Annotated in this window: 15 protein-coding genes and 1 riboswitch; of the genes, 2 read left to right on the top strand and 13 right to left on the bottom strand. The window is 56.6% G+C overall.

Translation table 11 applies throughout. From position 1 onward, the window contains the following. Nucleotides 1-20: 20 nt before the first annotated feature. A riboswitch (TPP riboswitch) is annotated at nt 21-127 on the bottom strand. A gap of 106 nt (nt 128-233) precedes the next feature. The 3 genes from glpX to K1I37_RS07260 all read right to left on the bottom strand — a co-directional run bounded on the left by glpX (nt 234) and on the right by K1I37_RS07260 (nt 2,591). Further along, entirely contained in the window at nt 234-1,199 is a 966-nt protein-coding gene (glpX, locus tag K1I37_RS07270; RefSeq protein WP_021297624.1) for a class II fructose-bisphosphatase, read from the bottom strand. 192 nt (nt 1,200-1,391) lie between these two features. Next, nucleotides 1,392-1,658, bottom strand: coding sequence for a zinc/iron-chelating domain-containing protein (locus K1I37_RS07265; RefSeq protein WP_021297623.1), 267 nt, complete (start codon nt 1,656-1,658; stop codon nt 1,392-1,394). Nucleotides 1,659-1,673: 15 nt separating this feature from the next. Continuing rightward, nucleotides 1,674-2,591 carry a DMT family transporter gene (locus tag K1I37_RS07260; RefSeq protein ID WP_021297622.1) on the bottom strand — a complete coding sequence of 306 codons (918 nt, stop codon included), beginning with the start codon at nt 2,589-2,591 and terminating at the stop codon, nt 1,674-1,676. Between the two features lie 115 nt (nt 2,592-2,706). Here K1I37_RS07260 and K1I37_RS07255 point away from each other — a divergent pair, with 115 nt between their 5' ends. Continuing rightward, nucleotides 2,707-3,696 carry an aldo/keto reductase gene (locus K1I37_RS07255; RefSeq protein WP_021297621.1) on the top strand — a complete coding sequence of 330 codons (990 nt, stop codon included), beginning with the start codon at nt 2,707-2,709 and terminating at the stop codon, nt 3,694-3,696. 59 nt (nt 3,697-3,755) lie between these two features. On the opposite strand, the gene K1I37_RS07250 is transcribed toward K1I37_RS07255, so the two are convergent. Continuing rightward, nucleotides 3,756-4,475: a response regulator gene (locus K1I37_RS07250; RefSeq protein WP_021297620.1), complete on the bottom strand. Its 720-nt coding sequence runs from the start codon at nt 4,473-4,475 to the stop codon at nt 3,756-3,758. Continuing rightward, complete coding sequence (locus K1I37_RS07245) at nt 4,472-6,103, bottom strand: ATP-binding protein (RefSeq protein WP_021297619.1); 1,632 nt, start codon at nt 6,101-6,103, stop codon at nt 4,472-4,474. Before K1I37_RS07245 ends, K1I37_RS07250 begins: the two co-directional genes overlap by 4 nt. A 235-nt stretch (nt 6,104-6,338) precedes the next feature. Here K1I37_RS07245 and K1I37_RS07240 point away from each other — a divergent pair, with 235 nt between their 5' ends. Beyond that, nucleotides 6,339-7,739, top strand: a complete 1,401-nt coding sequence (locus K1I37_RS07240; protein ID WP_021297618.1) for an MFS transporter — start codon at nt 6,339-6,341, stop codon at nt 7,737-7,739. 255 nt (nt 7,740-7,994) lie between these two features. Here K1I37_RS07240 and hisIE read toward each other — a convergent pair whose 3' ends face one another. From hisIE to K1I37_RS07200, 8 genes are read right to left on the bottom strand one after another with little or no spacing between them, the layout of a single operon-like run. After that, entirely contained in the window at nt 7,995-8,771 is a 777-nt protein-coding gene (gene hisIE / locus K1I37_RS07235) for a bifunctional phosphoribosyl-AMP cyclohydrolase/phosphoribosyl-ATP diphosphatase HisIE (protein ID WP_021297617.1), read from the bottom strand. Continuing rightward, a complete protein-coding gene (hisF, locus tag K1I37_RS07230; protein ID WP_021297616.1) occupies nt 8,756-9,529 on the bottom strand; it encodes an imidazole glycerol phosphate synthase subunit HisF in 774 nt (257 codons plus the stop codon). Before hisF ends, hisIE begins: the two co-directional genes overlap by 16 nt. After that, entirely contained in the window at nt 9,523-10,266 is a 744-nt protein-coding gene (gene hisA, locus K1I37_RS07225; protein ID WP_021297615.1) for a 1-(5-phosphoribosyl)-5-[(5-phosphoribosylamino)methylideneamino]imidazole-4-carboxamide isomerase, read from the bottom strand. The genes hisF and hisA overlap by 7 nt, the downstream gene beginning before the upstream one ends. Beyond that, nucleotides 10,238-10,936, bottom strand: a complete 699-nt coding sequence (hisH, locus tag K1I37_RS07220; protein ID WP_021297614.1) for an imidazole glycerol phosphate synthase subunit HisH — start codon at nt 10,934-10,936, stop codon at nt 10,238-10,240. Before hisH ends, hisA begins: the two co-directional genes overlap by 29 nt. Then, the gene (hisB, locus tag K1I37_RS07215) at nt 10,933-11,544 is read right to left on the bottom strand and encodes an imidazoleglycerol-phosphate dehydratase HisB (RefSeq protein WP_021297613.1); all 612 of its coding nucleotides are present in this window, start codon (nt 11,542-11,544) and stop codon (nt 10,933-10,935) included. Before hisB ends, hisH begins: the two co-directional genes overlap by 4 nt. After that, entirely contained in the window at nt 11,534-12,835 is a 1,302-nt protein-coding gene (gene hisD, locus K1I37_RS07210) for a histidinol dehydrogenase (protein ID WP_021297612.1), read from the bottom strand. Before hisD ends, hisB begins: the two co-directional genes overlap by 11 nt. Continuing rightward, entirely contained in the window at nt 12,832-13,476 is a 645-nt protein-coding gene (gene hisG, locus K1I37_RS07205) for an ATP phosphoribosyltransferase (RefSeq protein ID WP_021297611.1), read from the bottom strand. The genes hisD and hisG overlap by 4 nt, the downstream gene beginning before the upstream one ends. Continuing rightward, nucleotides 13,476-14,570 (bottom strand): ATP phosphoribosyltransferase regulatory subunit, encoded by a 1,095-nt coding sequence (locus K1I37_RS07200; RefSeq protein ID WP_021297610.1) that lies wholly within the window; start codon nt 14,568-14,570, stop codon nt 13,476-13,478. The genes hisG and K1I37_RS07200 overlap by 1 nt, the downstream gene beginning before the upstream one ends. Between the last annotated feature and the right edge of the window lie 267 nt (nt 14,571-14,837).

Below are 14,837 nucleotides of genomic sequence, written 5' to 3'. Positions count from 1 at the left end.
ACGTGAAAAGGGTGCTGCTGTATCGTCGATGGGCACTTCCTCCCGCTGGTATGACCCAGATCGAGTCCCAGGGTTAGCGACACAACTGTCGCTTCTCAGCCAATACGCGGCACCCCTAGCGCCCCTCTTCACATCGTTCAATTGTCAGGGACAGTGTAACACCACCAAAGTCCCGCCGCAAGCGCAAACACGTTCGCATGAGAGCGTCTGCGCGATGAATCTGAAAATGGGGCTTAGCGCTCCCAGCCCATTTTCAGATTCAAGTTGTGATAAGCCTCAACAAAGCGGACCGTGCCAGTCTTCGCCCGCATCACGAGCGTTTGCGTGCGCGCGCGGTTGTTCCCGAGAAAACGCACACCGTCGAGCAATTCGCCATCGGTGATCCCCGTCGCAGAGAAGATGGCGTCGTCGCCGCGAACGAGGTCGTCCAATTCGAGGACGTGATCGACATCGCTGATGCCCATTTCCTCGCACCGCCGGCGCTGTTCGTCGTTTTCGGGAAGCAGGCAGCCAATCAGCTCACCACCCAAACACTTCAGGGCGCATGCGGCAAGTACCCCTTCTGGTGCCCCGCCGGAACCTAATAGAATATCGACGCCTTTCTCCGGGAATGCCGTATACAGCGCACCCGCGACGTCACCAGCCGGTATCAGCTTGATGCGCGCACCTGCTTCCCGCACCTCCTGAATGAGTTTCGCATGCCGCTCCCGATCTAGAATCACCGCGACGACGTCCTTGATATCCTTGCCATTGGCTTCCGCAACCGCCAACAGATTCTCGCGAACGCTCTTTCGGAAACTGACTCGTCCCTTAGCGTTCCGACCTACAGCAATCTTGTCCATGTACATGTCTGGCGCATGGAGCAAAGAACCCTTTGGCGCGATGGCGACAACCGCCATCGAGTTGGCCGCGCCGGCTGCCACGGTCTCTGTTCCCTCAATCGGGTCTACCGCGACATCGACTTCTGGCTGAACCCCTGTGCCCAGTCGCTCACCGATGTAGAGCATCGGGGCCTCGTCCATCTCGCCCTCACCGATGACGACGGTGCCGTCCATCGACACGGTATCAAACATTTTGCGCATGGCCTCTGTCGCCGCGCCGTCGGCGGCCATTTTGTCGCCGCGCCCCATCCAAGTCGCGCTCTTCAGTGCTGCGAACTCTGTCACGCGCACGAGTTCCATCGCTAATTCTCTTTCCATCGAGCCACTTCCTAACATCGTATAATAAAAAATCCCGGTTCAGGTTTGATGGTTTTATTTAGAATGCACGCATACCTGCAAACCGACCCACGCTTGTTAGGTTACGCCAAGCGATGAATAATGTCCAAATTGTGTCCAACCACCCGCGGCAAAAATCCATCATTCCCAAAGCTCATGACTAGCTGCCTTCACCTAGCCCAAAGCTTTTGGCGCGGTCGCCTCTTCTAATGCGGTCAACGTGGCAAAGGCCTCCACGTTCGAATCGCCACACATCTCCCTAGATGCCTGTAGCGCCTGACAGACGAGCGGGCGCTCCGGTTTCCCGAACAATCGGCACCGATTGTCTTCGGTGAGTTGGACACAGCGCACACCCGCAGGTTTGCCGTGCTCCATGCCAGGGATCGGCGAAGAGATGGATATCGCGATACAACAAGCAGCGCAGCCAATCCGGCACTCCATATTTGACAACTCCTTTTATCGGGATGAAACATCAATCGACTGACTCGGTTGTACGACTTCCTTGTGCCGACCAAGGTACAGTGCGACCAGTATCATGAAAGCTCCAATGTAAAAATAGAGCGTAGGGTGCGTCTTCAGGATGGCAATGGACAACAACACGCCAAAAATCGGCTGTAGATACAATGTAATCGCCGCACGGGCGATATCCTGGTCTTGCAACACAAACAGCCAAATCAAATAGGCGCCAGCCGTGGCCAAGAGCGCGAGAAACACCAGCGCCAATAGCGGCCCGGGCGACAAACGATGGGGCCAGGCGCCGCCACTGAGGAGCCACAGCGGGACACACCCAAGAAACCCCGTCAAGAGCATGATGGACATCGCCGCAGATGCCGGCAAGTCCTCGGTCATCCTCGATGACATCGCATTGTAACAGGCGTAACACAAGACGGCCAACAACAAGAGGGCATCGCCGAGCGCGTAACCGGCCACACCCGGCCGCGGACACCCTGCGACCACGTAGGCGCCGATCGCAGCAAGGGCCATGGCGAATTTTCGCTTGCCGCTGAGTTTTTGATGTAAAAAGAGCGCAGCGATGAGCACCGTGAACAACGGCTCCAAGGCGATGGACACGGCGCCAAGCGCCGCAGTCGAGGCGTGAATGCCGATGGTCTCCAACGTCACCGGAAACGTAAATCCAATCAGCCCTAACAACGCGCTTTTTATCAACGCACTCCGCGAAAACGCCGCACGATTGCGGCGAAACGCAATCAATACAAACGGAAACAAAACGACGCCGCCCACGAACATGCGGGTCATCGTGAGAAAGGTCGGGCTCATTTGACGAGTGGCGATGCTCGTCGCGACAAAACTCCCGGACCAAACGAGGTTTGCGAGAATTAATAAACTAAACAAGATTGCACGCGGCGGTTTCAAACATTCATCATCCTTAAGCACTTTTGTAAGTAGCCTACGAATTGCATTGATGTAGACGCACCCCTACAATCGAAGTACACGTCCAGCGAACGGACGCCATCGAGGGAGGGTTACCATGGAAAAACGCAAACTGGGTCAACAGGGTCTCGAAGTCTCGGCAATTGGACTCGGATGCATGGGCATGTCCGACTTTTACAGCAACCGCGACGACGAAGAGTCCATTCGTACAATTGAACGTGCGCTTGAATTAGGTGTGACTTTCTTTGACACAGCCGATATGTACGGTGTCGGCGAGAACGAACGGCTCGTCGGTCGCGCACTGAAGCCACACCGCGACAAAGTCATCATCGCGACCAAGTTCGGCAATGTCCGATCCGAGAAAGACGGCAGTTTCCTTGGCATCAACGGCCGCCCAGAGTACGTCCGCGAAGCGGTCGACAAGAGCCTGTCCCGACTCGGTATCGACTATATCGACTTGTACTACCAACATCGGGTCGATCCGTCCGTGCCGATTGAAGAAACGGTCGGCGCCATGGCAGAACTCGTACAAGCTGGCAAGGTGAAATACTTGGGCCTTTCCGAAGCGGCTGCAGACACCATCCGGCGTGCGCACAAAGTACACCCAATCACAGCGCTGCAAACCGAGTACTCCTTGTGGAGCCGCGAAGTTGAGGATGAAATCCTGCCAACCGTCCGCGAACTGGGTATCGGCTTTGTCGCATACAGTCCGCTCGGCCGTGGTTTTCTCACGGGTCAAATCAAGCGCTTTGAAGACCTCGCCGAGGACGATTATCGCCGCTTCTCTCCACGCTTCCAAGGTGAAAACTTCGCCAAGAACTTGCAACTGGTCACGAAAATCGAAGAATTGGCGCGCGAGAAGTCATGCACGCCGGCTCAACTCGCCATCGCCTGGCTGCTTGCGAAAGGGGACGACATCGTGCCTATCCCTGGTACCAAACGGCGTAAATACCTCGAGGACAACCTCGGTGGCGTCAATGTCAAGCTCTCTGCAGAGGAACTGCGTGCAATCGACGATATCGCGCCAAAAGGCATCGCCGCAGGCACACGCTATCCCGAGTCGAGCATGTCGACCATCAATCGCTAACCAACGACATCAACAAACATACGAACTGCACGAGGGCCGGCTGCCAGTCGCGCCCTCGGCTATGTTCGCTGTACCGGCCGATAAATCCGCTCTGGGCGCCCGACGACGCCGTATGAAAGATCGGCCTGTACCTGATCTTGCGCGACCAAATACTCTAAATATCTCCGAGCCGTCGTACGGCTGCAGCCAATTTTTTGGCTCATTTGCTCAGCCGTCAATCCCGCTTGATGTTGGTCGAGTACGGACTGAACTTTTTCCAGTGTGAGTTTGTCGATACCCTTCGGAAAATTCGCTCTGTCCGCGCCATCCAACGACTTTGGCTCAATGCTCTGCATCAATTCGTCGATAGCCTGCTGATCTACTTTGGGATTCTCCTTCATCAATGCATCCAACCGCTTCCGGAAGGCGCGATATCTCAACAGCGTCTCTTGAAAGCGATCAAACATCACCGGCTTGACAATATAATCAAAGACACCACTGCGTACCGCGCTCTTGACGGCGCGAACTTCCTTCGCCGCGGTAATCATAATGACGTCCGTATTGTCGTGATATTGATGGATGTATTGCAATAGCTCAAATCCATCCATGTCCGGAAAGTAGACATCGAGAAGTACCAAGTCCGGGTGTAGGATAGCCAAGTGTTCCTTCGCTTCCGTTTCATTGGTCGCAACGCCCACGACTTGATATCCATCGACGCGTTCTACGAATCTACGATTGATTTCAGCAATCCTTACATCATCTTCAATGACGAGAACTTGAATCGCGGTGTCCTGTTTCATACATCGTACCCCATCTTGACGGCGTAGCCCTTCGGAATCACAACTGTAAAAATTGTCCCGCACCCTTGTTTCCCTGTGAACGTGATTTGTCCGTGCAACGCGTCTACCGCCTTTTTCACCAACGCCAGTCCGAATCCGTGATTCTTTTCCGATTTCGTGGAAAACCCCATATCGAAGATGCGCTGTTCGTATTCATCCGGAATACCAACGCCACAGTCTTCCACTTCAATCACCAGATCTTTCCCCAAGTCCGTTAAGAACACAGAGACCTTCTTGTCCGTGACCGTTGGCGATAGTACAGCCTCTATCGCATTATCGATTAAGTTACCGATAATTGTAATCAGCCCATCTCTATCCACCGTCTGCGGCACATCGCGAAAACTACTTTCTCGATTCAATTCAAATGTTACTTTGAGTTCCTGTGCCCGATTAAACTTGCCGAGAATCAACCCGCCAATCATCGGATCTGGGATCTCGTCCATCACAAAGCGGATCAAATTTTGATGGACATCGGATTCACGCGTAATAAACTGAATCGCCTCCTGATAGCGTTCCAATTGCACTAACCCAGAAATGGTATAAAGCTTATTCGAATATTCATGTGTCTGGGCTCGAAGCGCATCCGCATACGTCCGAACTTGAGAAAGTTCCGCACTCAACCGATTCAATTCAGACTTGTTGCGAAAACTCGATACCGCACCAATGGTCTCACCGCGTTGATTGACAACCGGTACAGTGTTCGCAACGACCACCTGATTTGAAATCATCACCTGCTCGTCATACGCCGGCTCCCCTGTCTGCACAACTCGCAGCAAATGAGGCGATGGTGCCAAATGCTCGATGGGCTGTCCGATGATATCCGACTCACTGGGCAACCCAAATAGACGACATGCGGTTTGGTTCACCAGTGTAATCTTTCGGGACGCATCAATGGCGACAATACCTTCTCGAATGGAGGTGAGAATTGCGCGCTTTTCTTGATATAATCGGCCGATTTCTTCCGGCTCCAGGCCCAAAATATCCTGTTTGACCCGGCGCGATACAAAAAATGTACCGATGACGCCGATAAGTAGCGCTATTCCGCCCAGCACAATAATACGATCCCGATACAACGCAATACTTGTGTCCACTTCCTTGGTCAAAAATCCGACCGATACAATACCAATAATCTGCCCGTTCTGATTATAAATCGGCGTCTTCCCGCGCAAGGAAGGACCAAGCGTGCCAACGGCCTGCTCTATGATGGACTCCCCTTTTTCTAGCACATCCCGGTCATCGCCACCTTCCATCTCCTTCCCAATTCGATTGGAGACTGGATGCGAATAGCGAATCCCTTCCTGATTTCCGACGACGACAAACTCCGCCCCGGTTTTCCGTTGAATCGACTCCGCAATCGGTTGGATGATTTTCGACGGATTCGGCTGTGAAAACGCATGGCGGATATCGGGAATCGTCGCGACGGTTTGCGCAATATTTAATGCGCGCTCCCCGATTTGCTGGCGCAACGTGATGGCCGTCATATATTGAAAGGAAACGACCAATACGCCAATCACACACAACAATAACGAACCGACCAACACCATCAATTTCGTTTGAAATCGCACATAAACCCCTCTATCGCGTCCCATTGCCGCACCTCGTGCGGACCACAAGCACAGTCCTTTCGCGGCACGGTCCCCTTGCAGTACACCCATTGTAGAACAAACCACTTGTTCACGATAGAACATGACTCCGAACCATAGGCTCGTGAACAAAATGAACAATATACATTTAATTCGCTTAACGTATTCAGGAACGAAGACGGAGAGTAACATGAAAGCGTTATCAAATGCACTTTGAAAATTTTGATTGGGAAGTGATATGATGTTTCATCCTGCAACGATTGCTGGACGCCTCAATCGATTGCCCATGACCAGGCGCCACAAGGTCGCCACGTTCGTCATTGGCTTTGCACTCTTCTTTGAGTTCTTCGACGTCAACCTATCCGGTGTGCTCGGTACGGTATTGACGGATCAATTTCACGTGAGTAATGCAGTCCAACCGCTACTTTTAGGTTCGGCGTTTTTAGGCATGTTTTTCGGCGCACTCATCATCAATACACTCAGTGACCGCATCGGTAGGAAAAAGGCCTTTTTCTTAAATCTACTTATCTACTCTGTGTTTACGCTACTGGGCGCATTTAGTCCCAATATCACCTTTCTGATTGTCTGCCGTTTCTTGGCTGGCGTAGGCGTGGGATCACAGCCGGCCCTGTGCGACGTCTACCTCAGTGAAATTCTCCCCAGCAAGAATCGTGGACGCGTGATTGCTTGGGCCTATACCATTCAGGTTTGTGCGGTGCCTGTTGAAGGATTTCTAGCGCGTTGGTTGGTACCACTGCACCCTGGCATGGCTGGTTGGAGGTGGTTGTTTATCCTTGGCGCGTTAGGCGCATTTTGCGCTTGGATACTCCAGAAAAATCTGCCGGAATCCCCACGCTGGCTGGAGGCCGTCGGCCGCCACGAGGAAGCGGAAAAAAACGTCAAGCTATTTGAAGAAGGAATCGATGAGACAAGCGAAGTCATCGCAGATGACAATCTGATTGTCATTCGCGAAAAACTGCCGATTTCCACGCTCTTCAAACGGGAATTCGCAAAGCGGACGACGATGCTCTACGTATTTCATATTCTTCAATCCATTGGATACTACGGCTTTGGTACGCTCGTTCCTATCGTTTTGGCTGCAAAAGGCTACACCGTTACCCACTCCCTGGAGTACACGGCCATTTCGTTCATCGGCTATCCTATCGGATCGCTCATTTCACTGCCGATTATTGAACGCGTAGAGCGCAAGTGGTTAATTGTTGGCGCGGCGTTCTGCATGGCGCTGTTCGGGATACTGTTCGGCATGTCTACGTCGTCTGCCACGATTATGTTGTGCGGATTTTTGTACACATTGGTCAGCAATGTGTTCTCGAACGCATACCACGTCTTTCAAGCCGAGATCTTCCCAACCTCCATTCGGGCGACCGCGACTGGAAGCGCATACAGCTTAAGTCGTCTGATGAGCGGGTTAATGCCGTTCATCCTGCTGCCTATCCTAAAACAAGATGGCGCAACTGCAATGTTTTGCATCGTAGCCGTTGTCATGGTCATCATTATGTTGAACATCGGGCTGCTCGGCCCCAAGACCACGGGTGTGGCCATGGAACGCGTAAACGAGAGCCAGCTTACTGAATCGCCGCGTATTCGCCAAGAAACCTATGAATCGATGCATACGTCGTGAAACGCGAATGGAAGACACGCCCATGTCTTCATCAGACGTGAACGGGTCTTTCAGGGCCGATAAGACATGAAAAATGCACTAATATCCAGATTTTCGCCTTCAATGCGCAGGTTCTGAGTAAATAGGGTATGTTTCGTGTCTTAAGGCGGGCCGATCCGGCAAAAATTCGAGGATAGTGCAGATAGGTTGCCTTATATGTTCGACGTAGACTATGGCTCCACGCAGACTATGGCACGCCAAAACTGGCGGCACTCGTCAGGAGCGCCGCTTATCCAATTCGAGAAGCACATCCGCAGGGGAGATTTGACTGTAGCGCCAGAGGGCGAATAGATGATAGAGGAGGTCTGCCGATTCGGACGCGAGCGTGCCGGGGGTGTCTGTGATTTCAGCCCGTAGGGCAGCCAATGCGACCTCGACGGCCTCTTCCCCCACCTTCTTGCCAATTTTCTCGGCGCCGTGTGTGAACAAGTAGGTGGTGTAAGAACCTTCTGGACGGGACTGGAAGCGATGGTCAATCAGATCCCAAAGTCGTGCGAGCGTCGCAAAGGTATCCGCATCAACTGGCGCCAGTTCCCGCAACGCACCATCCGCAGTCGACGTCGTCGCCACAGGCGCCATGCCTGTCTGCCCTTCACCTTCATCCGCCGCCATCGCACGCGCCCGATTTGGTGCAGCGGTCGTTTCCGCGTGCGTTACGCGTCGAAAGAAACAAGTCGTTTCACCCGTGTGACACGCCGGACCCTGTGGCTGTACGAGATATAAAACCGCATCGCCGTCGCAGTCGACGCGAACGTCGACGACCTTCTGCGTGTTGCCCGAAGTTTCGCCCTTGTGCCAGTATTCCTGCCGAGACCTGCTGTAGAACCAGGTCTCGCCCGTCGCCAGCGTACGCTTAATGGCCTCGCGGTCAGCGTAAGCAAGTGTGAGCACGTGGCCTGTGTCGACATCCTGGACGACGACCGGAACCAACCCTGTGGCGCTGTCGTAGCGGACAATGGACAGATTAACCGTTTCCGTCATTGATAAATCCATCGAACAGGTACCCCCCTCTGCCGAACGTGTGCCTTGACATCGCGAATGCTCGTCTCGGCGAAGTGAAAGACGCTGGCTGCGAGTGCCGCATCCGCCCGCCCTTCCGTCAGAACGGTATAGAAGTGCTCCTTGCGCCCTGCCCCACCACTGGCGATGACTGGGACGTTCACGGCCGTCGCGACGCTTCGCGTGAGCTGGATGTCGTAGCCATCGCGGGTGCCATCCTGATGGAAACTGGTCAAGAGAATTTCGCCTGCGCCCAACTTTTCGACGCGGCGGGCCCACTCGATGACATCCATCCCTGTCCCCACCTTGCCGCCTTGAATCATCACTTCGTACTCGCCCATGGTTTGATTTAAATTCGCGTCGATGGCGACGACCACACACTGTTCCCCAAAGCGGTGCGCCGCCTCTTTGACAAGCGACGGATTGCGCACCGCGCTCGTATTCATCGACACTTTGTCCGCTCCGGCGAGGAGCAGGCTGCGCACATCGTCGACCGACGAGACGCCGCCGCCAACCGTCAGGGGAATGTTCGTCTGCGCCGCAACCTCTTCGACGACGCGGCGAGTCGCCAGCCGCCCCTGCTCGGACGCCGAGATATCGAGCAAGACCAGTTCGTCGGCCCCTGCGTCCGAGTAGATTTTTGCGAGCTCAACCGGATCGCCTGCATCACGGCGATCATGCAAGAAACCGACGTGCTTCACGACGCGGCCGTCGAGGACGTCAAAGCAAGGGATGATACGCTTGATTAGCACGCCGACTCCTCCTCTTGCAGACGTGCCAAAGCCTGCGTCAAATTGAACTTGCCGTCGTACAGCGACTTGCCGACTACAGCACCTGCAAGTCCCGCACGCATCGCCGCGACGACGTCCGCCTCGTCGCGAATGCCGCCAGAAGCGATTGCGCCAAGGCCTGTCGCCTGAACTTCACCGGCGAGTGCCAAGTTGGCGCCAGCGAGCGTTCCGTCGCGATTCACATCCGTCACCAACGCGTGGCGAACGCCGACCTCAAATAGTTGTTGAGCCAAGTCGACAATCGGCGTCGCCGTCTGCTCCAGCCAGCCGTCTACCGCGAGTTTTCCACCGCGGCCGTCAAGACCTGCAACCAGTCTGTCGGCGCCAAATGTGTCAATCCACGACGCCATTTGCGCAACATCGCGCGAGGCGGTGCCCAGCACCACGCGGGAGACGCCTGCGTCGAGCCAAGCGGCGATGTCCGCCGTCGTGCGAATTCCCCCGCCGACTTCGACTGCTGCACCGTACGTCGCAGCCACCCGTACAATGTCGCGAATCACCGACGCGTTGACGCTGTGGCCGTCTTTGGCGCCGTCGAGATCGACCACGTGAAGAAATGTCGCACCTTGTTCGCACCAGTGCCTTGCCACGGCAGCTGGATTGTCGCTGTACTCCGTCTTCGCCGCGTAATCCCCTTTGTGGAGGCGCACACAGCGGCCGCCAAGCACATCAATCGCGGGCAGTAACGTGAATGTCATCGGTCGCCCCCCCCTGCTTTGCCGTCCTGCTTCGCTGCCAATCCTCACAAATGGCGACAAAGTTATGCAGAATGCGTTCGCCGACATCGCCGCTCTTCTCCGGGTGAAACTGTGCGCCCAAGACGTTGCCTTGCCCGACGACGCCGGGCACCGAAATCGAGCCATACGTGGCGGCGGCCAACACACAGTCGCGTTGTTTCGCCTCGACGTAATACGAGTGGACAAAATACACGTAGTCCCCGACTCGGATGTCCCGCAGCAGCGGGTGAGGACGGACGACATCTAAATCGTTCCAGCCCATATGCGGCACCTTGACATCGTCCCGGAAGCGGACGACCTCGCCTGGCAAAAGGCCAAGGCCCATGTACCGCCCATGCTCCTGACTGCTGCCAAACAACAATTGCATCCCTAGGCAAATGCCGAAAAGTGGCCGCCCTTCGCGCGCGACCTGGCGGAGAATCGGAATGAGGCCAGCGGCGCGCAGTTGAAACATCGCATCGCCAAAGGCGCCCACACCAGGTAAGACAACGCCTTGAACCTCATCACCCGCAGCGATGAGCGCCTTCCAGGCGGCTGCGTCCGGCACGACGACCGTCTGTGCGCCGACGCGCTGAAATCCCTTCGTGACACTCTTCAAATTGCCGACGCCTGGGTCCAAGATGGCAATCATTCCAACACCCCCTTGCTACTTGGCACGCCGCCGCCCACGCGGCTCACGGCTTCGCGCAACGCCGCGCCGAACGCCTTGAACAACCCCTCGACCATATGGTGATTGTTCTCGCCGTACAGCACGGCGAGGTGTAACGCCATCCGCCCTTCGTTGGCGACAGACTTGAAGAACTCCGCAACCAGCTCGGTTGGGAACGACCCGATGCGTTCGTTTGTGAACTGCGCCTGTAAGACAAACGCCGGCCTGCCAGACAAGTCGAGGACCGCGCGCGCCAGCGTCTCGTCCATCGGCGTGTGCCGCTCGCCGTAACGGCGAATCCCCACCTTGTTGCCGAGCGCCTCGGCGATAGCCTTGCCAAGGCATAAGCCGATGTCCTCGACGAGGTGGTGATCGTCTACATCGATATCGCCGTCGGCCTCAATGGTGAGATTAAACTGGCCGTGAACGGCAAACAAATGCAGCATATGGCGCAAGAAAGGCACCGGAAAATCGAGTTTCACCTCGCCTGTTCCGTGCAGCGCCAGGGAAAGTCGAATGTCGGTCTCACCGGTTTTGCGCTCGACGTCAGCCACAAAGCTCGGCGCTGCAACCGTCGCTTCAGTTGCCATCTGTGCTCTCCTCCTCCCCGCGGATTAAAACCGCGCGCGCGTGTGCCTCCAGGGATTCCGCACGCGCCAGCGTGACAATATGCTTTGCGTGCAAAGACAACGTCTCCCGGTTGTACGCGACGACGCTCATGCGCCGCAGAAAGTCGTGCACGCCAAGCCCACTCGCAAAGCTTGCACTGCCATGCGTCGGCAACACGTGATTGCTCCCCGCGTAGTAGTCGCCAACCGGCTCCGGCGTGTCGTGACCGAGAAACACGGCCCCCGCGCGGCTGATAGCCGGCAGCCACGCTGCCGCATCATCCATCAACAATTCCACGTGCTCAGGTGCCGCTTCGTTCAAAATGTCCATCGCCTGCTCCAGGTTATCGACATGCACCAATGCGCCCCACCGCTCCAATGCCGCCTGTGCAATGCTCGATCGCGGCAAATCAGCGAGCTGCCGCTCCAATTCGCGCTGTACCGCCTGAAGCAACTTTTCCGACGTACTCACGCAGACAGCGCCCGCCTCCGTATCATGTTCCGCCTGCGCCAGCATGTCGGCGGCGACAAACTTCGGATTTGCCTCCTCGCCTGCGACGATAAAAACTTCGCTCGGCCCAGCGATGCTATCAATGCCGACGTCCCCCATCACCTGCCGTTTGGCGAGTGCGACATAGAGGTTCCCCGGCCCGACAATCTTGTCCACGCGTTGGACGCTCTCTGTTCCATACGCAAGGGCGGCAATGGCCTGCGCGCCCCCCACGCGATACACTTCGTCAATGCCCAAGAGATAAGCAGCCGCCAACACATCCCGATGCGGCAGTCCATCCGGCCCTGGCGGGGAGCAGAGCGCGATTGAGGCGACACCTGCCACCTGCGCCGGAATCACGTCCATCAGCACCGTCGACGGGTACGCGCCCCGTCCCCCCGGCGCATAAACGCCGACGCGGCGCAGCGAGCGCCAGACCATGCCCATCTGTTCGCCGTTCTCGCCATACAGCGTAAAGTCCTCCGGCCACTGCGCCTCGTGAAACGTCCGTATCCGATCCGCCGCCGCCCGCAACGCCTCCAATGTCTCGGCGGGCGTCGCCTGGTACGCCGCCTCTAGCGCCTCAACGGGCACCCGCAGCGAAAACGCCGCTTCTGCGGCAGACGCTAAACCATCCAACTGAGCCGTCCAGGCCCGCAACGCAGCGTCTCCCCGCGCGCGAACATCCGCCACGATATCCGCTACGCGCCGCGCTTCATCCGGTGCGGCAGACGCCGTTCGCTGCCACGAAAACGCTGTGCCTTCCACAATTTTTACGGTCATTGCCGCACTGCCTCCCTCTTCGCCATCGCCTCGTTCAACCGCCGCACAACCTCAGAAATCTCCCGCTGTTTCATCCGATAACTCGAACGGTTGGCCACCAATCGCGCCGAAATGTCGTGCACCGTGTCATAGACCACGAGGCCGTTGGCCTTGAGTGTCGACCCTGTCTGCACCAAATCGTATATCCGATCCGCCAGCCCAATGACACTCGCCAACTCAATCGATCCCGACAACGGCACAATTTCCACCGACTGCCCCTGGCTCCTAAAATACGCGTCGGCCAATTTCGGATACTTGGTCGCCACCCGCTCGGGCCGCCTGTCAAAATCCTTCGGCAGGCCCGCGACGCAGAGGCGACATTTGCTGACGGCGAGATCGAGCAACTCATACAACTCCTTCTGCTGCTCCAACAACACGTCTTTTCCGACGACGCCGAGATCTGCCACGCCAAAACTCACGTAGGTGGGCACATCGGCGGGCTTGGCGAGTAGATAGCGGATGGGCGAGTACCCGTCCCACGCCACTTCGAAGACGAGCGCGCGCGTATCGTCGAGATCTGCCGGGAGAGGCAATTGCGCCTCCTGCCACAGCGGCAACAAATCGTCCACCGTACGCCCTTTGGCAAGCGCCACTGTCAGCATCACAATCCCCCTCCCACCCGATTTGCAGCCTCGCCGAGCGAACCTGCTGAAAATGTATCCGCCGCCGTCATCGGCGCACCGAGCACAGCCAGCACCCGTTCGACTTCAAACGCCAGCCCAACTGCCGGCGCTGCCGACCCAAATTGCGCCAACAAGTCGTCGTAGCGCCCACCAAGCGCAATCGGCGCACCGACGCCTGGCGCGAACACCTCGAACACGAGCCCTGTGTAATAGGTGATGTCGCGATGCAGCGTCAAGTCGAACATCACCTGCTCCTTGAGCCCGAGGTCCGTCACCGCAGACGCCAGAAGCACGAGACTGCTCCAGGCCGCTTCCATCTCCTGTCTCGCGGTTTCACTTTGCCAAACCGCGTCCGTCGTCGCTTCCGCCAGACTATCTGGCTCGTACGGCGTGACAGCCTGCAAGACGCCAAGCACGTCTGGCAATTCGCTGGGCAGCGCCGCCCGAAACGCGACATAGTCGCCTTTCGTCAAGCACTCCAGCCCATCTGCCACAAGCTCGCCCGGTACACCGAGCGCCTTGAGCAGCGCCGGCAATAAACGCGCGTGGCTGACGACCGTTTGTGTCTCCTGTAACCCAAGTGCAAGCGTGGCCCGATGGCACAAATCCAACACCTGCGCGTCCGCCGCGGCACCTGCTTCGCCAATCCACTCGACGCCCACCTGCGTCGACTCGGCGGCTTTGCCGCTGGCCCACGACAACGAAGCCGGATCATTCGTGCGCCGATACACCCGCTCAGCGTACGACCAACGAATCGGCAGCTTGCCCGCTGTCACCAGTGGCGCTGCCATCCGCGCAATCGACGGCGTCATCTCCGGCCGCAGCGCAATCGCGTTACCCATGCCGTCAAAGAGTTGCACCCACTCGCGCGCCGCCTCGAAAGGCCGCGCCCTTAGCAATGTGTCGACAAACTCAAACGCCCCGCTCGACACGAGTTCATATCCCGCCTCGTCGAAGAAGTCGACCAGCCGGTTCTCAATCACCCGCCTGCGTTTCGCAAATCCAGGGTAACTATCCTGCATCCCCATCGGCCTATCCGCAAAGCCACTTGGCACATTTACACTCACTGTCATCACCACACCAATTGTCCGTTACTTTAGTACGCTAATATAGTAAAGCATAGAGCCCAGAGAGAGGCAAGGGGGTATCTGGGGAAATGTGGGCGGATCGCATGAAGCGACGACCGACTGCATGCGAGTATCGCCGGCTGCAGTCCGACTGTGCGCCGCGCAAAAATAGGACCCGTTTCGTGCACTATTTGCGCCGTTTCTTTGAATCCGGCGACTTATAGACAAGATAAATGCCTTATATCCTTCTCCACCGACCGAAAAGCCATAAAA

Origin of the sequence: Alicyclobacillus acidoterrestris (genome assembly GCF_022674245.1) — a bacterium.
Classification (GTDB): Bacteria; Bacillota; Bacilli; order Alicyclobacillales; family Alicyclobacillaceae; genus Alicyclobacillus; species Alicyclobacillus acidoterrestris.
The sequence above is the reverse complement of the archived record's forward strand: the minus strand, read 5'-3'. Positions and strand labels throughout refer to the sequence as shown.